We start from the raw sequence: 23,836 nt of genomic DNA, 5'->3' as shown, positions 1-23,836 counted from the left end.
CATGCGCGACGCGTTGAGCCAGCTCGCACGATGGCGCGCGCAAGGCGCAGACCGGCACGACCCGCTGCGCTTTGCGTTTCTCGATGCCCTCGCCACGCGGACGCAGGCACAGACCGGCGCCGCACGCGCATTGCTGGACGCCCGACTCGACGGCTTGCTCGCGGCCTACGGCGCCGATGTCGCCAAGACGAAGCCGAAGACCCGCAAGGCCGCGCAGGCGGTGAGCGTGGCCAGCCCCTTGGCCGAATTGTTGGACGCATTGCGCGCGGGACCGCAGGCATCTCAGCCACCGGCGCCTGCCTCAGCACGCGGCACAGCGAAGAAGAAAAGCGACGCTGCGCAGCCGAAGCCCATCGCAGCTTCAACCGCCGTGTTCCCGCAGATGCCGGCGCTCGATGAGTTCCAGCGCCTGTGGGAAGAAGTCCGCACCGCGCGCCAGCTGCGCCAGTCGCTGGAGCCGGCGCCGGAAGATGCCGGTCCGCTCAACTCGCACATGCTGGTGCATCGTGCCTTGACCCTGATGCACGACACTGCGCCGGGCTACCTGCAGCACTTCCTCGGCTACGTCGATGCGCTGTCATGGATGGCGCAGCTGCGCGGCGAAACCGACGGCGAGTCGGATGCCCAACGCATGCCCAACGGCGCAAAGCCGAGCAAGCCACGCGCGCGCAAGAAATCGGCGTAAGCGTCGCAGCGAAGCGCTTCCTTCGAACCTGCGGCTAGAAGCCCAGGCTTCCGAATCCGCCATCTACGTCCACGCATGCGCCGGTGATGTAGGCCGAGGCTGGCAGGCAGAGGAAGGCGATCGCACCCGCGACATCCTCCGGCTCACCGATGCGCTGCAACGGCGTGCGGGCCAGCACCTGCTCGTAGTGATCGGTGTTGGCCAATGACTTGGCGGTGCGTGCGGTGCGGATCGCCCAGGGCGCAACGGCGTTGACGCGGATGCCGTCCTCGGCCCACTCCGCCGCCAGGCTGCGGGTGAGCTGGTGCAGCGCGGCCTTGGCCATGCCACCGACCGTGTCGCCGCGCACCGAGCGCAGGCCGCTGGCCGCGCCGACATTGACGATGCAGCTGGCCGGATGTTTCGCCAGCAGCGGCTGCGCGTAGCGGCAGAGTTCGAACGCGGAAAACAGGCTGGTTTCGAAGATCGCGCGCCAGCGGTCCTCGTCGATCTCCATTGCCTCGCCGCGCCGGCTCGCGCCCACGGCGTTGATCAGGATATGCAGGCCATCGCCTTGGTCTTCGACCCAGTCCAGCAGCGCGCGCCGCTCGTCGTCATCGGAAACATCGGCGGCGAAGCCTTCGATCAGGCGCTCGGGATACTGGTCGGTGAGTTCATCGCGCGCGGCTTCCAGCGCATCGGCATCGCGCGCCACCATCAGCACGTCGCAGCCCAGCGACAACAGTTCGCGCGCCGTAGCCAAGCCGATGCCGGCACTGGCGCCGGTGATGAGGGCAAGCTGTCCGTCCAGTCGCCAGCGAGGTGTGGTCATCGTCGTTTCTCCTGCGCCGCTCAACGCACCAACGCCATGCCGACCGACGCCGGCGCGGTCAGCGTGAATCCGTATTGCGCGTACAACCGATGCGCCTGCCCGTCGGCGATCAGGCTGACATAGGCGCTGGTGGGCACGTGATCGCGCAGGTAATCACTGATCGCCTGCATGATCCGCTTGCCCAGGCCCTGGCCTTGATGCGCCGGCAGCACCGCGATATCCACCACCTGGTAGAAGCAGCCGCCATCGCCGATCACCCGACCCATGCCGACCGGCGCGCCTTCGAACAGCACCTGCACGGCGAAGCACGAGTTGGGCAAGCCTGCTGCGGCGGCAGCTTCGCTCTTGGCGCTCAGGCCCGCGCCAATACGCAGGGCGCGATAAACCTCGATGGAAGGAATTTCGTGGAGAAGTTGGTAATCGGACATGGCACCGCTCGAAGCGCATCAATCAATCAGCGCACGTTGTACAACATCCACATCAACGCGCCCAAGAGCGGCGCGAGCAAACCTCCTGTAAGGAAAGCGGCCCACCTCGGCAGCCTGGAAAGTGGCCACAGGATGGCCGTGGCACACAGGCACAGCGCGAGCCAGATGCAGGCCATCCAAGGCAGGCCCTGCACGTGGACGATCATCTCCCCGGACTGCATTGCACGACGCCACAGGAGATAGAAGAACAGCAGTGATGGTGCGAGCAGCAGCGCGCCGCCGAAAACGCAAAGTGCATGCACGCCTTTCGCATCCGACGGCTTGCGGTGCGCGCCGTCCCGGATATTCCTCGACATCTCCATGTCCTCAGATTTACGTAGATCCTGGGCGTAGGATAGCCACGCACTCACCCGCGAGACACCTGCCATGCATGCACACCGCCTCGTTGCCGCCTCTGCGTTATTGACCAGCCTCGCGCTGGGCGCCTGCAGCCCGCCTGCCGCGCCGCAGCCGGAAAAGCCGCCGGCGCCGCAGGCCACCGCGATGTCGCAGGCGATCCACGCGCCACTGAACAAGGCCAAGGCGGTCGAAGGCCAGGTGCAGGCGGCCAAGGACGCGCAGGACAAGCAGATCGAGGCCGACACGCAGTAACGCCGCGCCGCAGACGCCAGATCATCGCGCGCCACGCGCGGCGGATTCGGGCAAAGAAAAAGGCGGGCCAGTGGCCCGCCTTTTCCGTTTCATCCGGTCGCCTGGGCGATCAGAAACCGCAGAAGCAGTACGCCAGTTCACTCACCGGCTTGGCACCGGGCTTGCGGGCCATCGCGTCCTGCACGAACTGCAGCTGCTGCGCGGTCTGCGGCATCGCCTGCAACAGCGCCATGCGGGCGAAGTCGGACCTGCCCAGCAGCGCGCCACCCATCGGGCTGCCCGCCGCATTGGCCAGGAACTGCTCGAACGGCGACAGCTCCTTCTCCACGTAGCGCACGCGGTACTTGCCGGCCTCGCCCAACTTGGCGCGCGCGGCGGCGTCGGCCACGGCGTCCTTCAGCCCACCGATCTGGTCGACCAGGCCGCGGTCCAGCGCCTGCTGGCCCGACCATACGCGGCCACGCGCGATCTGGTCGATCTGCTCGACGCTCTTGTGGCGCGCCTGCGCCACGCGTCCGGTGAAGTCGGCGTAGCCCTTGTTGATCACAGCCTGGATCACGTTGCCCAGTTCTGGATCCAGCGGCTTGGTCGGATCGAACGCGCCGGCGATGCGCGTGGTGCCCACGCCATCGGTGTGCACGCCGATCTTGTCCAGCGCGCGCGAGAAGTTGGGGATCAGGCCGAAGATGCCGATCGAACCGCTGATGGTGGAGGCATCGGCGTAGATGCGATCGGCATTCATGCTGATCCAGTAGCCGCCCGAGGCCGCCAGGTCGCCCATCGATACCACCACCGGCTTGCCGGCGGCCTGCAGCGCGACCACTTCGCGACGGATCTGCTCGGAGGCGAACACCTCGCCACCGGGCGAGTTCACGCGCAGCACGACCGCCTTGACCTTCTCGTCCTCGCGCGCATCGCGCAGCAGCGCCGAGGTGCTGATGCCGCCGATCTTGCCGGCCGGCTGGTCGCCGCCTGCGATCTCGCCGGCGGCCACGACCACGGCCACCTGGTCGCGCTCGTCCAGCGGCGAGGTGCGCGCGCCCAGCTGCGCCAGGTAGGCGTCGAAATTGATGTGGCGGAAGCCCAGGTTGTCGTCGTCATCCTCGTCGGCGACGCCGCGTTTGGTCAGCTCCTGGTTTACTTCCTCGGCGGTCTTGAGGCCGTCGACCAGCTTCTGCTTGAGGGCCAGCTTGGCCAGGTCGCCGCCGGCGGCGACCACGTCGGTTGGCAGGTTGTCGATCGACGCGCCCAGTTCGGACGGTGCCAGCTTGCGCGCCTTGCCGACGTCGGCCAGGTAGCGGTTCCAGATGTCGTTCATCCAGAACAGGTCGGCTTCCTTCGATTCGGGCGAGGCCGCATCGAGGATGTAGGGCTCGGCGGCGGACTTGTACTCGCCCACGCGGAACAGGTGCACGTCCACGCCCAGCTTGTCCTGCAGGCCTTCGCGGTAGTACTGGCGATAGCGGCCCAGGCCTTCGATCACCACGCTGCCCATCGGGTCCAGGTAGACCTCGTTGGCCTGCGCAGCCAGCAGGTACTGGCCCTGGCTCATGTTCTCGCTGAAGGCCACGATCTGCTTGCCCGAGGCGCGCAGCTCGGCCAGTGCGCCGGCCACTTCACGCAGCGAGGCGTAGCCGCTGGCCTGCAGCTTGTCGAAGTCCACTAGCACGCGGTTGATCTTCTTGTCGTCCTTGGCCGCCTCGATCACGCGCAGCAGGTCGCGCAGCTGGATCTCGTTGCCTTCCTGACCGAAGGCCTTGGACAGCGCGCGGCTGGCCGGGTCGGAGGAGTACTGCTCCACCAGCGCCGCGTCGGGCGCGATCACCAGCGTGGTGTTGTCCACCAGCGGCTTGGGACCGGCGTTGCCCTTGGCCAGCCCGATGATCACCAGCACCGCGATCAGGAACAGCAGGCCGAAGAAGACCAGGTTGAAGATCAGGCGACGGGTGAAATTCATCACGTCCCACAGGCCGATGAAGAATCGGCTGACGGGATCGCGGCGGACAGGCTGGTTCATGTGGGGCGGGCGCTCTTCGCGGGAACTGGCGCCAGCTTAGCCGCAGTCCATCGAATCCGGCATGCCCCACACGTCATGGCGGCGGCTTTCGATCAGGTCATCTGCGCGGCGCTGCGGCGCAGGCGCAGGCCCATCAGCAGCGCGGCGGTGGTCAGGCCCACGGTCAGGCCGATCCACATCCCGCGCGGGCCGTAGCCCAGCCCCAGGCCCAATCCGGCGCCCAGCGGCATGCCGATACCCCAGTAGGAAATGGCCGCCAGCACCATCGGCACGCGGGTGTCCTTCAAGCCCCGCAGCGCGCCGGCCGACATCACCTGGATGCCGTCGGGGAACTGGAAGATCGCCGCCAGCACCAGCAGGCTGCCGGCCAGCGAAGCCACCGCCAGGTCGTTGGTGTAGATCCCGGCGATCTGGTTGTGGAACAGCGTCAGCACCAGCGCCGAACACAGCTGCGTGCCCAGCACGATCGCGTAGCCGGCGCGCACCGCGCGCAACACGCCCGCGCCATCGCGCCGGCCCAGCGCATGACCCACGCGCACGGTAGTGGCTTCGGCCAGGCCCATCGGCACCATGAAGCAGATCGCTGAGAGGTTGATCGCGATCTGGTGCGCCGCAGCCGGCACCGCGCCCAGGCGCGCGATCAGCAGCGCAGTGGTGATGAACAAGCCGCCTTCCATCAGCACCGTCACGCCGATCGGCAGGCCGGTGCGCAGCAGCGGCGCGATCTGCGACCAGCGCGGCGGTTCGAAATGGGCGAACAGGCCCAGCGGCGCAAAGCGCTTCGAGCGCGCCAGATACAGGCCGAACAGCAGCATCTGCACCCACATCATCACCGCCGAGGCGATGCCCAACCCGCCTGCGCCCATTTCAGGAAAGCCCCACGCGCCGAACGCCAGCGCATAGCCCAGCGGGGCCAGCAGGAACAGGCCGCCGAAGCCCAGCACCATCGTCGGCAGCGTCCAGTGCATGCCTTCGCTCAGGTTGCGCATGCACAGGAACAGCGCCATCGCCGGCAAGCCCCAGCGGATGCCATGCAGGAAATCGCGCGCGCCCGGCACGATCTCCGGCGCGATGCCCATCGGCGCCAGCGCATGTGGCGCCAGGCTCAGGAAGGTGAACATCGCCAGCCCCAGGCCCAACGCCAGCCACAGCGCCTGGCGGAACAGCGGGCCGATGCGGTCGTGTTCGCCAGCGCCGTCGTGGTGCGACACCGACGCGGCCAGCGCCACCAGTGTGCCGATCGGCACCATCAGCGGCAGCCACATCAGCGCCGTGCCGGTGGTGACCGCGGCCAGCGTGGCGGTGCCGTGGTGGCCGGCGATGATGTTGTCGACGAAGCCCACCAGGCCAGCCGAGACATGGCCGATGACCAGCGGCAGCGCCAGCCGGCCGGTGGTGCGCACTTCCTGCGCAAGGCCCGGCGCGGGCGAAAGAGAGGAGGACATGGGAAGCCAGGCACATCGGCTGCGACCGCGCGCGGGATGGGCGCTGGCATCGGGCCGGAAAGGCCGGCTATCTTACCGGCCTCCTTGGGGAAGGAAGCTCCTGCGATGCACACACCGGCCGGCGACCACGCCGCTCCTGCCGCCTGCGACAACTGCGCCACGCCACTGTCGGGCGAGTTTTGCCCCCACTGCGGCCAGCACGCGCACAACCCACTGCGCAGCTTCAGCCACGCGGTGGAGGACGTGTTCGAATCGTTCTGGCACCTGGACGGCCGCATCGTGCGCACGCTGCGCGACCTGCTATTTCCAGGGCTGCTGGCGGCGCGCTTCCTGAAAGGGCATCGCGCGCCCTACGTGCCACCGCTGCGCCTGTTCGTGGTGCTGAGCGTGCTGACGTTCTTCGTGGCGCAGTTCGCCCTGCACTGGGAGAGTCCGACCGTATCGGTACCCAGAGTCGCCACGCTCGCTCCCGGCAAGACCGATCCTCAGCCCGACCCAGGCGAATTCGCCGCGCAGGGCACCGTGGCGGCGGTGGAAGCCGAGCGCGACGCCAAGCTCACCGCCCTGACCCAAGCCAACGCACAGGTCTCAGGCGTGCCGGGTCTCGCACAATTCACGCAGTTCGGCGCGCGCAAGATCCGCGCTGACGCGCAGGCACGCATCCATGAGCTGGATCCGAGCCAACCGGCCACCCTGGCAGCACCGGCGAATGCTTCAGGCGCCTTGCCCGAAACGCAGGATGCCGATGACGGCAACCTGCTGGGCCATTTCGACCCGGCCAAAAACCCGGTCCACATCGATGCGCTTCCCGGATTTGCCAATCGCTGGATCAACAAGAAGCTGGCACGTGCGCAGATCAACTTCCAGCGCTACAGCGACGATCCCGCCGAAGCGCTGCATGTGTTCATCGCCGCGATTCCGAGCGCATTGTTCGTGCTGGTACCAGTGTTCGCCGTGCTGCTCAAAGTGGCCTACCTCGGCAGCGGCCGCGGCTACCTGGAGCATCTGGTGGTCGGCCTCTACAGCCACGCCTACATGGTGCTGTCGCTGCTGGCGCTTTTCCTGCTGATGCTGATCGACGGCGCACTGCCGGCCAGCGCCGGCTGGCTGTCATGGATCCTCGCCACGCTTCGGGTCCTACTGCTGCTGTGGATACCGATTTACCTCTGGCTGACCCAGCAGCGCGTCTACGGCGAGCCTTGGTGGCTGACCACCATCAAATACGTGGTGATCGGCAACCTGTACTTCATGCTGGTCGGCATGGCCGCGCTCATGGTGGCCTTCAACGGCATGACGCACTGAGGTCTCAGCGCGACAACTGCTCGTGCAGCCACTGCGCGCGTGAGGCACTGGTGGTGGCGATCAGGCCCTGGCGCAAGGCGTCGCGTTCCTGCGGCGGGGTGCGCTGGGTCAGCACGGCCAGGTCGGCGCGCTGAGGGGCGCTCATCTGCTGCAACACCTGCCGCATCGGCTGGCGTTCGGCCTCGGGCATGAAGGCGAGCAACGGATACAGCCTGGCGTAGTCGGCGCCGACGTCCGGCCCCAAGCGCCAGCCGGCCTGCTCGGCCGCATCCAGCGCGGCAAAACGCGCCGCCATCGCCTGCTGCTGCGCCGGCGGCAGGGTCGCCAGGGTCGCGGCGGCCTGCTGCAGGCGCTGGCGGGTCGCGGGATCCAGCGCGCGCCAGTCGGCGTACGCGCCACGCTGTTGCAGGCGCTCCAGTGGCGACAGCGCATCCCAGGCGGCCATGCGCTTGGCGAAGGCCGCGCGTCCGGGCGCATCCAGCGCGGCCAGGCGGCTGGCACGCCGCGCCTGTACGGCCGGCGTTGCAGCGTCCTCTTCGGCCGGCTGCGCGACCAGGGTGGCGGTGACGATCAGCAGCAGCGCCGGCAGGCCCAGCAGCAGCCAACCCTTACTGCGCGGCATCCATCGCCTCCTGTGGCGTGGTCATGGCCTGCGCGGCCTCGCGCTGGCGGTCCTGCGGCGCGGCCGCATACCAAGCCAGCAGGCCGGCGCGCTGCGACAGCGCCTGGCCCTGCGGATCCATCAGCAGGTCGAAATCCGGATGGGTCAGCACGCCCTGCGCGGCATCGAAACGCTTGCCGGCATCGTCGTCGCGGGACAGCGCTTCGACCTGCACCTGCGCGTCATCGACCAGGCCCTGCTCACCAGCGAGGCCCCCAGCCTGCGTGGCCGGAGCCGACAGGCGTGCCTGCTGTCCGTGCCACCACCACGCGCCCAACGCCGCCAGCGCGCACAGCACCACCAGCGCGATCGCGGCCAGGGTCCACGGGAACGGCTTGCCCGGACGGCGCGGCTTGGCCGGCGCACGCGACGGGGCGGCCTTGGGCGCTGCCGCTGCCGCTGCCGCAGCGGCGACTGCAGCAGGCTGCGGGCTGGCTTCGGCCTCAGGCTCCTGCACCACGGCGCGGCGATCGGCGCCCAGCACCAGGGTTTCGCGCAGGCGCGACAGATGCGCCAAGCGCTCGGGCGACAACGCGCGCAGGTGCTGCTGGATCGCTTCGGCCAGGTCACGCCAGCCCTGCGGATCGGGCTGTCCTTCGGCATCGCGCGGACAAGCGCGGGTCAGGGCGGCGCGATAGCCGGCCTGGTCCACGTCCATGGCGGCGGCGGCATCGTCCTCGTCCAGGCCGGCGGCCAGGCGCAACAGCAGCGCCATGCGGTCCACATCGGAGAGGTCGGCCAGCCAGTCCAGGTCCTGCGGCCAGCGGGCTTCGGGATGGGCTTGGCGCAGCGGCGGGGCGGCGGCCAGCAGCGACCAGAAGCCGCGCGGCCACTGGGCCATCGGCTGCTCGCTGGCGTATTGGCGGAAGGCGCGCAGCGAGGCAGCCAAGGCGATCTCGCCGGTCTCGCGGCGACCGCATTGCAGCTCCGCCAGGACCACGCCGCGGCGTTCAACGCCACGCAGGAATGCGGAGAGCGCCGCGGGGACGTCGGCAGGTGCGTTCAAAGGGAAATCGGTCTGCTTCAGCGGAAACGTGTCGCCATGATAGGCGGCGATGCCCCGGTTGGGTTCGTCAAGAAACGTCTTGACATTGGACAAACATTCAAATTTCCCGGGAATCCCGCGGGTTCCCTGCTGCGACGGTTGTGCACAGCAATCATTTTTCGTTCACCCAGCGGGCTCGAGTGGCCGGATGACAGTCGTGTGTCGCCCTGTTCCACGCGCAAGTGATTGAATTTTATTGATAAATCGCGCTTGGCGTTTTTTTCACCAATGTGACGCCGGCCCAGAAGACACCGGATTTTTCGCGTGGAGCAGCTCGTCCATGCACAGGCTTATCCACAGGCGGTGTGGATAAGGGGGTTTTCCTAACGGGGACCAGCAGTTGCGTGCGGTTCGTCACTTGGCGGACAGGTTTCTGTCGCAAACGCACATCGGACTGCCGGGCGTGACCGGTGCCCTACACTTGCCGCCGATGTCTCCCACTTTGGTTCTCCGTGTCGCCGTGCCGGTTCCGCTGCGGCAGGCCTTCGACTATCTGCCGCCTGCCGGGCATCCGGCCGGGCCCGACGCGATCGGCCGCCGGGTGCGGGTGCCGTTCGGCAACCGCGAGCTGGTCGGCGTGGTGGTCGCGGTGACCGAACCGGACCCGGCGGCCAGCGAGCTACGCACCGCGCTGGAACTCCTGGACGACGCGCCGCTGCTGGCCGGCGAACTGCGCCGCTCGCTGCAGTGGCTGGCCGGTTATACCCACGCGCCGTTGGGCGAGGTGTTGGCCACCGCCCTGCCCGGCCCGCTGCGTCACGGCGAACCCTTGCCGGTGCGCGAGACCTGGCGCTGGCGCCTGACCGAGGCAGGCATGACCGGCCTGGATCGCCTGCGTGCCGGCAGCAAGCCGCGCCTGCTGGCCGAGGCCCTGCGCGGCGACGGCCTGGCCGAGTGGCAGCTGGACGACACCCAGCCCGGCTGGCGCACCGCCGCACGCAGCCTGGCCCAGCGCGACCTGGTCGAACGCATCGCCGAACAGGCCGCGCCCCAGGTGCTGCCGATGCAGGCCGGACCGACCCTCAATGCCGAGCAGGTCGCCGCCGTCGCGGCGATCCCCGCCACCGGCTTCGCCCCGATCCTGCTGGAAGGCGTCACCGGCAGCGGCAAGACCGAGGTCTACCTGCAGGCCATCGCCGCCTGCCTGGCGCGCGGCCAGCAGGCGCTGGTGCTGGTGCCGGAGATCGGCCTGACCCCGCAGACGCTGGCGCGCTTCCGCGCGCGCTTGGGCGTGGAAGTGCACGCGTTGCATTCGGGCCTGGCCGACAACGAACGCGCGCTCACGTGGGCCGCGTGCCTGCGCGGCGAGGCGCGGGTGGTGGTCGGCACGCGCTCGGCCGTATTCGTGCCGCTGCCAAACGCCGGCCTGATCGTGATCGACGAGGAACACGACGGCAGCTACAAGCAACTCGACGGCATCCGCTATCACGCGCGTGATTTCGCCCTGGTGCGCGGCAAGGCGCTGGACGTGCCGGTGATCCTGGGTAGCGCCACGCCGTCCCTGGAGACGCTCTACAACGCACAAGCCGGCCGCTACGCGCACCTGCGCCTGGTCAAGCGCGCGGGCGATGCCAAGGCGCCGTCGGTGCGCGTGGTGGATGTGCGCAAGCGCCCGCTCGCCGCCGGCCTTTCGCCGGAGATCCTGGCCGCCATCGCCGCCCAGCTACAGGCCGGCGGCCAGGTGCTCGTCTTCAAGAACCGCCGCGGCTACGCGCCGGTGCTGCTGTGCCACGACTGCGGCTGGAGCGCGCACTGCAACCGCTGCGACGCCCCGATGACCGTCCACGCGGCCGGACGCCGCCTGCAGTGCCATCACTGCGGCCATCGCAAGCCCGCGCCACCGGCCTGCCCGGACTGCGGCGGGCTGGCGCTGCAGCCGCAGGGCGTGGGCACCGAACGGCTGGAGGAACTGCTGGCCGACACCTTCCCGCAGGTGCCGGTGCTGCGCATCGACCGCAGCACCACCCAGCGCAAGCACGCGCTGGAGCAGCACTTCGCCACCCTCGGCGACGGCCCCGGCATCCTGGTCGGCACCCAGATCCTGGCCAAGGGCCACGACCTGCCGCTGCTGACCCTGGTGGTGGTGGTCGGCGTGGATGAAGGCCTGTTCTCTGCCGACTTCCGCGCTGGGGAAAAACTCTCGCAACTGCTGATCCAGGTCGCCGGCCGCGCCGGGCGCGCCGCGCGTCCGGGCCAGGTCTGGCTGCAGACCCACCATCCCGGCCATCCGCTGCTGGAAACGCTGCTGTCCGGTGGCTATCGCGCCTTCGCCGATGCCGAACTGATCCAGCGCCAGGAAGCCGGCTTCCCGCCGTTCGCGCACCTGGCGATGATCCGTGCCGAAGCCAAGCAGATCGAGCACGTGCAGGCCTTCCTGCGCGCCGCCCGCGCCGCCCTGGCCCAGGCCGATGCAGCGCTGGAACTGCACGGCCCGCTGCCGGCGCCGATGCCGCGTCGCGCTGGCTTCCAGCGCATGCAGCTACTGCTGTCGGCCGCCCAGCGCCCGCGCCTGCACGCCGCGCTGCAGGCGGCCTTGCCGACCATCGACGCCCTGCCCGAAGCCCGCCGCGTGCGCTGGTCGCTGGATGTGGACCCGGTCGACCTGTACTGATCGGCGCCGCGCGTCGGATTGAGCAGAACGCATCAAAAAGTCGAATTGACTTGACGGCCGCGATGACGCAGGCATGACAAAATCGACCCCATCGCGCGCGACAGGTGGACGATCGCCCGGCGCCGCCACGACTTTCCCACTGCCGTTGTCTTTCCCATGTCCCTTACCAAACACCATCTGGTCATCGTCGGCGGCGGCTTCGCCGGCCTATGGGCCGCGCGTGCGCTCGACGATGCGCCGGTGCGCATCACCCTGATCGATCGCCACAACCACCACCTGTTCCAGCCGCTGCTGTACCAGGTGGCCACCGCCGGCCTGTCCGCGCCGGATATCGCCGCGCCGTTGCGCCACATCCTGCGCGACCAGCGCAACGTCGAAGTGCAGCTGGGCGAAGTCACCCACCTGGCGCCGGAAGCCCGCCAGATCGAGCTGGCCGACGGCACCCGCATCACCTACGACAGCCTGCTGCTGGCCACCGGCGCCGGCCACGCCTATTTCGGCAACGACCAGTGGGCCCAGCACGCGCCGGGCCTGAAGACCCTGGACGACGCCCTGCGCCTGCGCCGCGAGATGCTGGTGGCGTTCGAACGCGCCGAAGCCGAGACCGACCCGGCCAAGCGCGCGGCGTGGCTGCACTTCGCCATCGTCGGCGGCGGCCCGACCGGCGTCGAACTGGCCGGCACCCTGGCCGAGATCGCGCGCCACACGCTCAAGGACGAGTTCCGCCACATCGACCCGCGCGAAGCCCGCGTGCGCCTGATCGAAGCCGGCCCGCGCGTGCTGCCGTCCTTCCCCGAGGACCTCACCACCAAGGCTCGCGCCCAGCTGGAAAAGCTCGGCGTGGAAGTCAGCACCGGCAAGCCGGTCACCCACATCGACGAACACGGCTACAAGCTGGGCGACGAAGCCTTCGCCGCGCGCACTGTGGTCTGGGCCGCCGGCGTGGCCGCCTCGCCGCTGGCACGCCAGCTGGGCGTGCCGCTGGACCGCGCCGGCCGCGTGCTGGTCGAACAGGATCTGAGCGTGCCGGGCTACCCGGACATTTTCGTCGGAGGCGACCTGGCCGCGATCAATCAGGCCGACGGCAAGCCGGTGCCCGGCGTGGCCCCGGCCGCCAAGCAGATGGGCAAGCACATCGCCAAGGTGCTGCGCGCGCGCCTGGCCGACAAGCCGGTGACGCCGTTCAAGTACAGCGACTTCGGCAACCTGGCCACGATCGGCCGCATGGCCGCGATCGTGCACCTGGGCAAGCTGAAATTCGCCGGCCCGCTGGCGTGGTGGTTCTGGCTGGCCGCGCACGTGTACTTCCTGATCGGTTTCCGCAACCGCTTCGTGGTGCTGGTCAACTGGGGCATGGCGTACATGAGCTACCAGCGCGCCGCGCGTATCATCTTCGGCGAGGCCTCGCGCGAAGTGGTGCCCGATGAAGGCCTGCCGCAGTCGCTGCCGGAAGCGGACAAGCAGCGCGCCGCCGGCTGACGTCCCGAAGCGATATCGCACCAAACGAACGGCGTGGACATCCACGCCGTTCGTGTTTTCAGCCGTGGGAATCAGCGGGCATCGCCGCAATCGGAATCACCATCGGCGTGGCGGTCACCGGGTCGGGCACGATCATCGCGCGCATGCCGAACACCGTTTCGATCAGCGTCTCGGCGATCACAGCCTGCGGCGGTCCGCTGGCGACGATCTCGCCGGCCTTCATCGCGATGATGTGATCGGCGTAGCGCGCGGCCTGGTTGAGGTCGTGCAGCACCATCACCAGCGTTCGCCCGCGCGTGCGGTTGAGCGTGCGACACAGTTCCAGCAGTTCGTACTGGTGGGCGATGTCCAGGTACGTCGTCGGCTCGTCCAGCAGCAGCAGCGGCGTGTCCTGGGCGATGGCCATCGCCAGCCACACGCGCTGGCGCTGTCCGCCTGAGAGCGCATCGACCGGCTGCTGGGCCAGCGCGTCGACGCCGGTCTGGCGCATCGCCTCCCACACCACGCGCTCGTCTTCGCCCGACCACTGCCGCAGCAGCGTCTGGTGCGGAAAGCGACCGCGCGCCACCAGGTCTGCGACACAGATGCCTGCCGGCGCAAGCGGCGACTGCGGCAACAGGCCGAGCCGGCGCGCGACCTCACGCGTGGGCTGGTCGCGGATGTCGCGCCCATCCAGCAGCACGCGGCCCGACTGCGGCTTGAGCAGCCTCGCCAGCGCGCGCAGCAGCGTGGACTTGCCGCAGGCATTGGGACCGATGATCACGGTCACCTGGCCGTCGGGAATCTGCACGTCGAGGTCGCGCGTCACCTGCCGCGCCTCGTAGGACAGGGTGAGGCATTCGCCACGCAGGGGCGAAGCAGCGTCGTGGTGTGGAGGCATCGTCGATGTCATCGTGAGGGCCGCTGGCCGGTCAGCAGCCACAGCAGGTAGGCGCCGCCGACAATCCCGGTCATGCGCCCGATCGGCAGGGTGATCTTCCACGGCAGCGCCTGGGCGATCAGGTCGGCGACCAGCAGCAGGCACGCGGCCATCGCCGCCGAGGCCAGCACCGGCCGGCGTCCGCCGCCGCACAGGCGCGTGGCCAGCTGCGGCGCGGCCAATGCCACGAAGGCAATCGGCCCGGCCGCGCCGGTCGCCAGGGCCGCGAGCACCACGCCACATGCGATCGCGAGCAGGCGCGTGCGTTCGACGCCGATCCCGAGCTGGCGGGCCAGGTCGTCGCCCATCTCGATCAGCTCCAGGCGGCGCGCCATCGCCTGCACCAGCGGCAGCAGCACGGCCACGCCCAGCATTGCCGGCACCGCATGTTCCCAAGTGCGCGCCTCCAGCGAACCGGCGCGCCACAGGTTGGCCATCACCGCGGTGTCCAGGTCGCCCTTGACCAGCATCAGACCGTTGAACGCATCCAGGATCGCGCCCATGCCCACGCCGACCAGCACCAGCCGGTAACCGCCGGTGACGCCGACACGCAATGACAGCAGGTAGACCAGCGCCGCCGTCGCGCAGCCGCCCAACACCGCGGCCAGCGCAACCTGCAGCGCGCCGCCGCCGAACAGCACGATCTGCGCGATCGCGCCGCTGGCCGCGCCCACGGTGAAACCGATCACGTCGGGCGAGCCCAACGCATTGCGCGAGACCGACTGGAAGATCGCGCCGGAGATCCCCAACGCCGCACCGGCGAACAGCGCGGTCAGCGCACGCGGCAGGCGGATGTGCAGCACGATGCGCTCGACGATGCCGCCATCGCCTGCGCCGCGCAGCACGTCGAACACCTGCCCCGGCGACAGCGCCATGCGGCCGACCAGCAGTTCGCCCAGCGCCAGCAGCAACGCGAGCCCGCACAACGCCAGCACGATCCACACGCCGCGCCGATGCACGACCAGCGACGCGCCGCCGATCCGCCACACGCGCTGCGCGGAAAAGCCCACGCTCACAGGTGCGCGATCCGGCGCTGGCGGGCCAGCGCGACGAAGCACGGCCCACCGATCAACGCGGCCATGATCCCGACCCCGATCTCGCTGGGCCAGGCGATGACACGCCCCAATACGTCAGCGGCCAACAGCAGCAGCGCCGCGATCAGCATTGATGCCGGCATCAGCACCCGGTGCGCCGGTCCCACGATGCGACGCGCCACGTGCGGCGCGGCCAGGCCGACGAAGGCCAGCGGTCCGGCGGCCGCGGTTGCCGCGCCGGCCAGCACCACCACCGCCAGCATCGCCAGGCTCCAGACCCGCAGCGGATGCGCGCCGAGCGCATGGCCAAGGTCTTCGCCCAGCACCACCGCGTCCAATGGCCGTGCCAGCGATAGCGCGAGCGCACTGCCGAGCAGCGTCGCCACCGCGACCGGCCAGAACACGGCCATCCCGCGTCCCTGCAGCGAGCCCACCGACCAGTGCCGGAACTGGTCGTACACCGCCTCGTCGCTGTTGAGCAGGATCACCTGCGTCAGCGCCTGCAGCACCACCGTCAACGCCACGCCCGCTAGCACCAGCCGCACCGGATCCACGCCGCCCAGCAGGTACACGCCAGCGCCGGCCAACGCCGCGCCGATCAGGCCGCACCACAGGTAGCCGGTGACATCGGTGATGCCGAAGGCCACCACTGCCACGGTGATCGCGGTGGCCGCGCCGGCATTGATGCCCAGCAGGCCGGGATCGGCCAGCGGGTTGCGCGTCAGCGCCTGCATCACCGCGCCGGCTGCGCCCAATGCCACGCCGACCACGATGGCAATCAGCGTGCGCGGGATGCGCAGCAGCCGCACCAGCAGGTGATCGCTATTCCCGGGATCGAACGCCTGCACCGCCTGCCAGGTCACCGACAGCGGCAACGTGCGCGTCCCGACGCAGCAGCTCACCAACGCCAGCACCGCAAGCAGCACCAAGCCTGCGAGCAGCGCGATGCGCTGCCGCGAACGGTGTGCGCTCCCGCCTTGCATCGCCATCTCAGCCAGCACGCGCGAGCATCAGTTGTCGAAAGACCGCAACGACATCAAGGACCGAACTTGCGCACCAGATCGTCCACGATCTCGCTGGCGCTGTAGTAGTCGATGCGGAAGGAATTCTTGCCGAGCCCATGCACCTGCTGCGCGCGTACCGACGGCAGATTGGCCAACACCGGATCGGTCAGGAATTTCTGGGTACCGGCCTCATCCACGCTCAACAGGAAGGTCGTCTGCGCGGTCAGTTTCCCTAAATTTTCATACGGTGCCCAGATGAAATCCTTGCGCTGCCCGGCGTTGGTCTGCCATGACGGATCGGGCTCTTCGATGTCAAAACCCAACGCGCCCAGCAGGCGCCCGTGCGCGCTCTCTCGGGTGGCAATGGGATTGCCCATGCCCGCGCCGTTGAAGCTGATCAGGTTGGTCTTGCCTGCCGGTGCTTTGATCTTCGCCCGCGCCTGGGCGACGCGTTCCTCGAACGCAGCGATGCGCGCTTCGGCCTGGGCCTCGTGCCCAGTCGCGCGGCCCAGCTTGAGCGCCAAGTCCTGCCAGGTCTGGTCGCCGTAATCGAGCACGATGGTCGGCGCGACCTTGCGCAGTTCGGCCAGCTGCGGCATCGCCGAATCGGCGCCGCTCACCGCGATCACGATCAGATCAGGCTTCACCGCATACGCCGCTTCCAGGTTGACGCTGCCCGCCGGCCACACGTCCTCGACGCCACGCGCCTGGGCGACTGACGCCCACTGCGCGAAGAACTGGTGCTTGGCGTTGGAGCCGCTGGCCACCACCGGCGCATCAATCGCCAGCAGCGTGCCGGTGATCGCGACCGAGGTCGAAAGAATCCGCGTGGGCGACGCGGGAATCTCGGTCCTGGTGCCATCGGCGTTGTCGAACGTGCGCCACACCGCGGTCGGCGCTGCGGCGCTGTCGGTCGAAGCGGCGGGCTTGCCGCCACCGCACGCGGCCAAGCCCAGCACCAACAAACCGATTACCCACCCGTTGCGTTGTTTCATGCGGTCCTGCCTTGAAGTATTGGCATTCGACACCGATGGCAGGCACGCGCCCGCCACCGGCGTACGGGCTTAGCGCTTGGACACGATGCGGGTGATGCGATCGCCCTTGGGATCGTCTTCGCCGCGCGACTTGTTGACTGCGTAAACCGCGCCCTTGCCGTCGGCATGAACGTGGTTGGGCAGCGTGCCGCCGTCGAGATTCGCCACGACCTTGCCGCTGCGATCGACCACCGCCAGCGTGCCCGAGGCGCGATTGCTGACGTAGGCCAGGCCCGAGACCGGATCGACCGCCACGTTGAGCGGACCGGCGCCGACCGGCACGTCGTGTTCGACGCGGCCGCTGGCCGGATCGACGATCAGCAGGTTGTCGCTGCCCTGCGCAACCACCAGCAGGCGCTTGGCGCCGCCGTCCCAGCCGACGCCAATCGCGCTGGTGGCATGGCCCAGAGCGATCACCTTTTCGACGGTATCGGTGGCGGTATCGATCACCACCGCCTCGGGCGTGCCGATGCTGGCGCTGAACAGCTTGCCGCCTTGCGTGTCCAGGGCAAGGCTGGTCGGAGTGAACTTCTCGCCGCGCTGCGCGCTGTCGATCTGGATGTCCTTGAGGTGTTCCAGCGTGCGCGTATCGAACACGGCCACGTGCGTTTCACCGGTGGCCGACACATAGGCTTTCCCGCGCACTTCATCGACGATGACATCGCGCGAATGCGGCACGGCTTCGGCCGGGAACTGCTTGACCAGCGCCAGGTCGGACTGGCGATACACCGCCACTGTGCCCTGGCGTGTGTTGGTCACCCACACGTGGCCGTTGGCGTCGTCCACGCCCACGCCATAGACCGCGTAGACGCTGGCCTCGCGCGCCGGCTGGTCGGGACGCGCTTCCGGGGCCGGCGCGGTCTGCGGCGTGACCCGCGCGAGGATCTTCAGCGTCTTCGGATCGACCTTGACCAACTCGGATTGCTTGACCGGCGGACGGCCCACAGCCGAGGTCACGAAGACCGCATTGCTCCTGGCGCTGTACGCGGACTGGTACAGGCCACGCACCAGCGGCGCGCCGTGCGCGCGGGCCTGCTTGTCGCCGGAGAGTTCGAGCTTCGGCGAGACCTTCAGCTCGAACACTTCAGCCGCATCCGGCCCGGCCACGTTCACCAGCAGCGGATGCCGTCCCGCGGCCGCATCGGCCGGCACCTGCAACGCGGCGGTGAACTTGCCCTGCGCATCGGCGATGTAGGGCTGCGCGTTGAGCACGCGGGTGCCGCGCGAGAGCGTGACCTGCTGGCCGGGCTTGAAGCCCTCGCCTGCCAGCTCGACGGTCTCGCCGGCGTAGGCCACCGGAGTTTTCAGGCTGAGCTTGCCGGCGAAGCTGGTATCGGGCGCAGTAAACGCGCCCTGCTGGGCCCATGCGTTGGGCGCAACGCCCAGGGCGAGCGCCAGCGCGGACACGCGCAGCAGGCGCGACAGGGAAACCGAGGGAAATGAAAACGACATGGTCAGGCCTCTATCGAAAAGGCGGCGACACGCGCCGCACGCGGTGATGCCTGGGGAATGACCTGGGCGCAGGGAAACAAATATCGGCACGCTGCAGCGCGCACCGGGACATCGCATCGGACGACGCGCCTCTCACGGCGCGACATCGGTACTGTGATCGGCAACGCCGGCCACGGCATGCAGTGCGTAGAGCAGCGAGGCGCGCAGCATCGGGCCGTGACCCAGGCCGTCGAACTCGCGGTACTCAACCTGCAGGCCGGGTAGCGTCTGCAGCCGTTCGGACAACGCGAAGGCCGCACCCGGCGGCGCATCGCCGACGCGCTTCATGTGCGAAGCCACGCGCGGATTGCTAAGATCGCGATCGCTGTAATCGGGATGGCGCTCGGCGCCGCCCAGCATCAGCAGCACGCGTACGGCGTGGCGTTCGCGATGGGCAACGAAGTCACGCTCCGGCACGCCCAGCATGACGCCGTGGTCCCACCACAACGATGGACTGGCAGGCGCAAAGGTCTGGAAACCGCTGGCCCCGCTGTAGAGCGCATCGAGCGTGAACAAGCCGCCGAACGAATGCCCCCACAGCGCCTGCCGGCGCGGATTGATCGTCACGCGACGCTCGACCTCCGGGCGGATCTGCTGTTCGATCGTCTGCAGGAAGGCCTGCGCACCGCCGCCGAGCTGTTCGACGGCATTGCCTTCGCCACGCACGCTCACCGACGGCGTGTAGTCGCGGGTGCGAGACGCGCTATCGATGCGCTGGTCGTTGTCGTAACCAACGAACACCAGCACCTGCGGCGTGGCTGCGGCAAGCTCCTCCAGCAAGGCCGCGTCGAACACCTGCAACGCGGCGTTGCCGTCGAGCATCCAGAATGCCGGAAAGCCATTCACCGGCGCCGCTGTTTTCGGAATCCCCAGGTTAATCCGCCAACGGCGCACACCATCGGGACTTTCGACGACGAAGCGCTCGAACCGGTACTGCGCCGAAGGACGCTCGGCCACCGTCTCACCAATGGTCTGTTCGAACTTGCGCTGGTACGCCTCGGCCGAATCGATCGGTAACGTCATCACGCCTCCCAGCAGACAGGCGACGGCGAACGGCGATCGCAGGATCGTCGTCCACCACCGCAGGCATCGCGCAGGGCGCACATGGCCTGCATCCACCTCAGAAGCCGAAGTTGAGGCTGGCCCAGTACGCGCGTCCCGGCTCGTTGTAGGTCGCCGCCCCGGCGCTGCTGGCGCGGCTGCCTTCGCGGAAGATGCGCTTGTCGGCCAGGTTGTTCACGCCGAAACCGACGCCCACCTTCTTGGTGATGCGATAGCGCACGCTGGCGTTGAACAGGTGGTACGCGCCCAGCGTGTCGCAGGCGACCAGGCCGTCGGTGCCGCACACCGCTTCGTTGTTGCGGTCCAGCGAGGCCTGTTCCTGCTTGCCGTAGAAGGTGGCCATCAGCGACAACGAGAGCTTCTCGGTCGCGCGCCAGTCCAGCGCGGAATTGACGGTGTACTCGGGGATCACCGACAGCGGCTGGCCGGTGGCCTTGTTCTTGTTGTCGATCATCCAGGTGACGTTGGTGTTCCAGCTCAGGCGGTCACCGCGCTCGCCCAGCAGCGGGATCTTGACGTTGCCTTCCACGCCCTGGATCAGCGCCTTGGACGCGTTGATCCACTGGTATACGTAGCCGCTGGCCGAGGTCTCGTAGTAGTCGCTATAGCCGGCGACGATCTTGTTGTCGTAGTCGTTGTGGAAGTAGGTCAGCGACGCGTGGTAGCCGGAGTCGGGCAGCCACTCCACGCCGATTTCCTTGTTGATGCTGGTTTCCGGATCCAGGCTGGCATTGCCCTGGATGTAGCAGCCGCCGCTGCCTGTGTAGTAATCCGGGCAACCGTTACCGCGCGTGTAGTACAGGTAGTTGGGGTTGGCCTGGTACAGGTTGGGCGCCTTGAACGCGCGCGCCACGCCGCCCTTGATCAGCCAGTCCGGCGTCAGCTTGTACTGCACGTTGAGGCTGGGGCTGAAGTTGTTGCCGAACGCGCTGTGATGGTCGAAGCGCAGGCCCGGCGTCACCGTCAGGCGCTCGGTGGCGTAGATATTGTCCTCGATGAAGACCGCGGTGACCTGCTCGTCGGTCTTGCCGTCGCGGTTGGTCAGGTCCACGCCTTCCACACCGGTGCCGGTCTGGGTCATCGAGTACGGATCGTCCAGCTCGCTGTCGCGATACTCGAAGCCCAGCGTCCAGATGTTGTCCATGCCACCGATGACGCTGGGGATATTCACTTCGCCTTCGGCGGTGGTGTCCTTGAGGTTGGAGTGCGTCCATACCGGTGTGGTGGACAGCGAGCCTTCCGGGCCGCCGGCCAGGCCTTCGCTGATGCGGTCGTTGTCGGTGTCGCTGGTGGACACGGTCAGGCGCGAGGTGCCGAACGCCCAGTTGCCGCGATGGGTCACCGCCGCGTTGCGACGGGTCATCACGTTGGTCTCGTCGCCGACCTTGCTGGTCACCGTCGCGTTGGAGGTGTTGAGGTAGTCGCCGGCGAAGATGTTGCCCTGGCGGCTGTAGCCGGCTTCGAATTCCAGCACCTGGTCGTCGGTGAGATCCCAGCGCAGCAGGCCATTGACGTCCTTGTTGCGTACGCCTTCGCGGCCGGCCGCAGCCACGCCGCTTTCGGAGTTGGCGCTGTTGATGTCGGCGGCGTCGGCCTCGGTCTTGTTGAGGTTGCCGTACAGGCGGAACGACCAGTCGCGCGACAGCGGCCCGCTCAGGGTGAAGCCGGCACGCTGGCTGCCGCCTTCGTCGTTGTTCTCCGGCACCAGGCCGTACAGCGTCATGCTGCCGGTCAGGTCGCCGGTGGGCTTCTTGGTGATGATGTTGACCACGCCGCCAGCGGCGCCGGAGCCGTAGCGCGCCGCGGCCGGGCCGCGCAGCACTTCGATGCGCTCGACCGCTTCGGCCGGCACCCAGTTGGTGTCGCCGCGGCTGTTGCGTTCGCCGGCCACGCCCATGCGCACCGAGTCACGCGCGCTCACGCGGCGGCCGTCGACCAGGATCAAGGTGTTTTCCGGGCCCATGCCGCGCAGGTCGATCTGGCGGTTGTTGCCGTAGGCGCCCGACGAGCTGTTACCGGTCAGGTTGACGCCCGGCATGGTCCGCAGGATGTCGGACAGGTCGTTGGCCGGCGGCCGGCGTTCGATGTCTTCCTGGGTGATGATCGAGGTGCCCAGCGCCTGCTTGGCGATCTGCTCGGCGGTCACGTGCAGCGTATCCAGCGTCGAAGCACCGGCCTGCTCGGCACGGGTTTCATCTTCGTCGGCCTGCTGCGCATGCAGCGGCGCGGCGAGGGCCAACGACGCCAGGACGGCCAGGGTCAGCGGATGGGAAACAGGCGAACGGAAAGCACGGCGTGCAGCGCGGATCATGGGACAGCCTCGTCAGGGGGAGGGCCCTGGCGATTGGCTTGGGCGAATGCAGCGGAGTCAGGCGCGGGAACGGCGCGAGCGCGCGTTCCACCTTGGCCAGCTTCGTGGCCCAGCCGGAGGGCTGTGACCGAATTCGCGAAAGCCTAACAAATGCGAATCATTCTTGAAATCGTGATTACACGATTGTCAGGGAACCCGTGACCGGTGATCGCCCACGCGATCTTTCCGCCACGCGGCAAAAAGAAACCCCGCACATGGCGGGGTTTCTTCATCACAGCAGCCGTCGCGTGCTTACGCGGCGAACAACGCCTTCATCTTCTTCAGCGCATTCGCCTCGATCTGGCGGATACGCTCGGCCGACACGCCGTACTCGTCGGCCAGCTCCTGCAGGGTGACCTTGTTGTCGGCGTCCAGCCAGCGACGGGCCACGATGTCACGCGAACGCTTGTCCAGGTTGGCCATGCCTTCGCGCAGCAGCTCCAGCTGGTTGTCCTCGCTGTCGGCGCGCTCGTAGGCCTGCGAGGGATCTTCCTCGTTGGCCCGCAAGTAGGCGGCCGGCGACGGCGGTGCGCGCTCTTCGTCTTCGTCCGCCGGCGCGTCGAAGCCGATGTCGCGACCGGACAGGCGCGACTCCATCTCGACCACTTCGCGTTCGGAGACGTTGAGGTCCTTGGCCACGGCGCTGACTTCGGCCGCGTTCATCCAGCCCAGGCGGGTCTTGGACTTGCGCAGGTTGAAGAACAGCTTGCGCTGCGCCTTGGTCGTGGCGACCTTCACGATGCGCCAGTTCTTGAGGATGAACTCGTGCATCTCGGCACGGATCCAGTGCACGGCGAAAGACACCAGGCGCACGCCCATGTCCGGGTCGAAGCGCTTGACGGCCTTCATCAGGCCAATGTTGCCTTCCTGCACGAGGTCGCCCAGCTGCAGGCCGTAGCCGCTGTAACCGCGGGCCACATGCACGACGAAACGCAGGTGCGAGTGCACCAGCTCGCGCGCGGCGTCGAGATCGTCCTCGTCGCGGAAGCGGTGCGCCAGTTCCTGTTCCTCGTCGACGGTGAGCACCGGGATCTGGTGCACGGCGCCGATGTAGGCGTCCAGCGAGCCAAGCGGGCTGGGAATCGGGAGATTGTTGGCCACCATGGCGGTGGCTGCGGAGGTCTGGTTCATGGCAGCGATATTAGCAATGTGAGGGTTCGACTGCTAAGGCCTGGGATGGTTCCCATTGTTCTACCAGGGAGACAATTTCCAGACTTTTCGTTGTATTGCATTCACTTTTAGAAATCAGCGCCTTCAGAAGAATTTTTCCTTCCTCGTCAGTCACTTGCGACAAGGCGCCAACCAGATCGCGCTGCCCCAGCTTTCACATAGGACCGGCCGGGGGCTGGTTCAAGGGCCGACACTGCTGTCGCGCCCCATCGCCATGCAGCGCGCTCAAAAGTCGAACAGGTCCGAGAGGAACCCTTCCTTTTTCTTCTTGGGATGATGCCCGTAGCCGTCCCGATACCCGTCATGGCGGCGGCCATCGCGATAGCCCTGCGGCGGGTGGCCATGGCGCGCCTGATCGTAATGGGCGGCCGGCGGCGGTGGCGGCGCGGCCATCTGTGGCGCGGAAGCCGGCACGGCGCGTTCGATCAGCTTGTCCAGCTCGCCGCGGTCCAGCCAGACCCCGCGGCACTGCGGGCAATAGTCGATCTCGATGCCCTGGCGCTCGGACATGACCAGAGCGGTGGTTTTGCAGACGGGACAATCCATGAAGGGCTCCAACGCGGGAAACCATCGAGCCTAGCGACGCGCGTTGAAGCCCTCCTGAAAAACGCACCCTTCTGTCCGGATCGTCACGCCG

The 23,836-nt window shown here is 68.2% G+C and carries 21 protein-coding genes; 5 read left to right on the top strand and 16 right to left on the bottom strand.

Going from position 1 to position 23,836, the window contains the following annotated elements; genetic code table 11:
• Position 1: 1 nt before the first annotated feature.
• A complete protein-coding gene (locus BMZ17_RS09485) occupies positions 2–685 on the top strand; it encodes a DUF2894 domain-containing protein (RefSeq protein WP_093138353.1) in 684 nt (227 codons plus the stop codon).
• 34 nt (positions 686–719) lie between these two features.
• On the opposite strand, the gene BMZ17_RS09480 is transcribed toward BMZ17_RS09485, so the two are convergent.
• The 3 genes from BMZ17_RS09480 to BMZ17_RS09470 are packed head-to-tail and all read right to left on the bottom strand — an operon-like array spanning position 720 to position 2,280.
• Positions 720–1,496: an SDR family oxidoreductase gene (locus BMZ17_RS09480; RefSeq protein WP_093138352.1), complete on the bottom strand. Its 777-nt coding sequence runs from the start codon at positions 1,494–1,496 to the stop codon at positions 720–722.
• 20 nt (positions 1,497–1,516) lie between these two features.
• Positions 1,517–1,924, bottom strand: a complete 408-nt coding sequence (locus BMZ17_RS09475) for a GNAT family N-acetyltransferase (protein ID WP_093138351.1) — start codon at positions 1,922–1,924, stop codon at positions 1,517–1,519.
• 26 nt (positions 1,925–1,950) lie between these two features.
• The gene (locus BMZ17_RS09470) at positions 1,951–2,280 is read right to left on the bottom strand and encodes a hypothetical protein (RefSeq protein ID WP_139202875.1); all 330 of its coding nucleotides are present in this window, start codon (positions 2,278–2,280) and stop codon (positions 1,951–1,953) included.
• 70 nt (positions 2,281–2,350) lie between these two features.
• Between BMZ17_RS09470 and BMZ17_RS09465 the strand changes: the two genes are divergently transcribed.
• Positions 2,351–2,575, top strand: coding sequence for a hypothetical protein (locus BMZ17_RS09465; RefSeq protein ID WP_093138349.1), 225 nt, complete (start codon positions 2,351–2,353; stop codon positions 2,573–2,575).
• 109 nt (positions 2,576–2,684) lie between these two features.
• Here the strand turns inward: BMZ17_RS09465 and sppA are convergent, their stop codons facing one another.
• Positions 2,685–4,592, bottom strand: a complete 1,908-nt coding sequence (gene sppA / locus BMZ17_RS09460; protein ID WP_093138348.1) for a signal peptide peptidase SppA — start codon at positions 4,590–4,592, stop codon at positions 2,685–2,687.
• Positions 4,593–4,684: 92 nt separating this feature from the next.
• Positions 4,685–6,037: an MATE family efflux transporter gene (locus BMZ17_RS09455; protein ID WP_093138347.1), complete on the bottom strand. Its 1,353-nt coding sequence runs from the start codon at positions 6,035–6,037 to the stop codon at positions 4,685–4,687.
• Positions 6,038–6,142: 105 nt separating this feature from the next.
• Here BMZ17_RS09455 and BMZ17_RS09450 point away from each other — a divergent pair, with 105 nt between their 5' ends.
• Positions 6,143–7,339: a DUF3667 domain-containing protein gene (locus tag BMZ17_RS09450; RefSeq protein WP_175485542.1), complete on the top strand. Its 1,197-nt coding sequence runs from the start codon at positions 6,143–6,145 to the stop codon at positions 7,337–7,339.
• A gap of 4 nt (positions 7,340–7,343) precedes the next feature.
• Here BMZ17_RS09450 and BMZ17_RS09445 read toward each other — a convergent pair whose 3' ends face one another.
• Both BMZ17_RS09445 and BMZ17_RS09440 read right to left on the bottom strand, forming a co-directional pair.
• Positions 7,344–7,961, bottom strand: coding sequence for a DUF3106 domain-containing protein (locus BMZ17_RS09445; protein WP_093138346.1), 618 nt, complete (start codon positions 7,959–7,961; stop codon positions 7,344–7,346).
• Complete coding sequence (locus tag BMZ17_RS09440; RefSeq protein WP_139202873.1) at positions 7,948–9,006, bottom strand: hypothetical protein; 1,059 nt, start codon at positions 9,004–9,006, stop codon at positions 7,948–7,950. Before BMZ17_RS09440 ends, BMZ17_RS09445 begins: the two co-directional genes overlap by 14 nt.
• Before the next feature lie 469 nt (positions 9,007–9,475).
• Here BMZ17_RS09440 and BMZ17_RS09435 point away from each other — a divergent pair, with 469 nt between their 5' ends.
• Positions 9,476–11,656, top strand: coding sequence for a primosomal protein N' (locus BMZ17_RS09435; RefSeq protein ID WP_093138344.1), 2,181 nt, complete (start codon positions 9,476–9,478; stop codon positions 11,654–11,656).
• Between the two features lie 156 nt (positions 11,657–11,812).
• Entirely contained in the window at positions 11,813–13,135 is a 1,323-nt protein-coding gene (locus tag BMZ17_RS09430) for an NAD(P)/FAD-dependent oxidoreductase (protein WP_093138343.1), read from the top strand.
• 58 nt (positions 13,136–13,193) lie between these two features.
• Here the strand turns inward: BMZ17_RS09430 and BMZ17_RS09425 are convergent, their stop codons facing one another.
• The 9 genes from BMZ17_RS09425 to BMZ17_RS09385 all read right to left on the bottom strand — a co-directional run bounded on the left by BMZ17_RS09425 (position 13,194) and on the right by BMZ17_RS09385 (position 23,745).
• On the bottom strand, positions 13,194–14,015 hold the full coding sequence (locus BMZ17_RS09425) for an ABC transporter ATP-binding protein (RefSeq protein ID WP_093138342.1): 822 nt from the start codon (positions 14,013–14,015) through the stop codon (positions 13,194–13,196).
• An 8-nt stretch (positions 14,016–14,023) separates the two neighbouring features.
• Entirely contained in the window at positions 14,024–15,070 is a 1,047-nt protein-coding gene (locus tag BMZ17_RS09420; RefSeq protein ID WP_093138341.1) for a FecCD family ABC transporter permease, read from the bottom strand.
• Positions 15,067–16,089 carry a FecCD family ABC transporter permease gene (locus BMZ17_RS09415; RefSeq protein WP_217645774.1) on the bottom strand — a complete coding sequence of 341 codons (1,023 nt, stop codon included), beginning with the start codon at positions 16,087–16,089 and terminating at the stop codon, positions 15,067–15,069. The genes BMZ17_RS09420 and BMZ17_RS09415 overlap by 4 nt, the downstream gene beginning before the upstream one ends.
• 35 nt (positions 16,090–16,124) lie before the next feature.
• Positions 16,125–17,087 (bottom strand): Fe2+-enterobactin ABC transporter substrate-binding protein, encoded by a 963-nt coding sequence (fepB, locus tag BMZ17_RS09410; protein ID WP_093138339.1) that lies wholly within the window; start codon positions 17,085–17,087, stop codon positions 16,125–16,127.
• Between the two features lie 69 nt (positions 17,088–17,156).
• Entirely contained in the window at positions 17,157–18,578 is a 1,422-nt protein-coding gene (locus BMZ17_RS09405; RefSeq protein ID WP_093138338.1) for a YncE family protein, read from the bottom strand.
• 132 nt (positions 18,579–18,710) lie between these two features.
• Positions 18,711–19,640, bottom strand: a complete 930-nt coding sequence (locus BMZ17_RS09400; protein WP_093138337.1) for an alpha/beta hydrolase — start codon at positions 19,638–19,640, stop codon at positions 18,711–18,713.
• A gap of 97 nt (positions 19,641–19,737) precedes the next feature.
• Positions 19,738–21,990, bottom strand: a complete 2,253-nt coding sequence (locus BMZ17_RS09395) for a TonB-dependent siderophore receptor (RefSeq protein ID WP_093138336.1) — start codon at positions 21,988–21,990, stop codon at positions 19,738–19,740.
• 291 nt (positions 21,991–22,281) lie between these two features.
• Positions 22,282–23,160, bottom strand: coding sequence for an RNA polymerase sigma factor RpoH (gene rpoH / locus BMZ17_RS09390; RefSeq protein ID WP_093138335.1), 879 nt, complete (start codon positions 23,158–23,160; stop codon positions 22,282–22,284).
• A 264-nt stretch (positions 23,161–23,424) separates the two neighbouring features.
• The gene (locus tag BMZ17_RS09385; protein ID WP_093138334.1) at positions 23,425–23,745 is read right to left on the bottom strand and encodes a TFIIB-type zinc ribbon-containing protein; all 321 of its coding nucleotides are present in this window, start codon (positions 23,743–23,745) and stop codon (positions 23,425–23,427) included.
• Between the last annotated feature and the right edge of the window lie 91 nt (positions 23,746–23,836).

The organism is Pseudoxanthomonas sp. GM95, from assembly GCF_900109775.1.
Classification (GTDB): Bacteria; Pseudomonadota; Gammaproteobacteria; order Xanthomonadales; family Xanthomonadaceae; genus Pseudoxanthomonas_A.
Note: the sequence above shows the minus strand (reverse complement) of the source record. Positions and strands in the feature narration are given on the sequence as shown.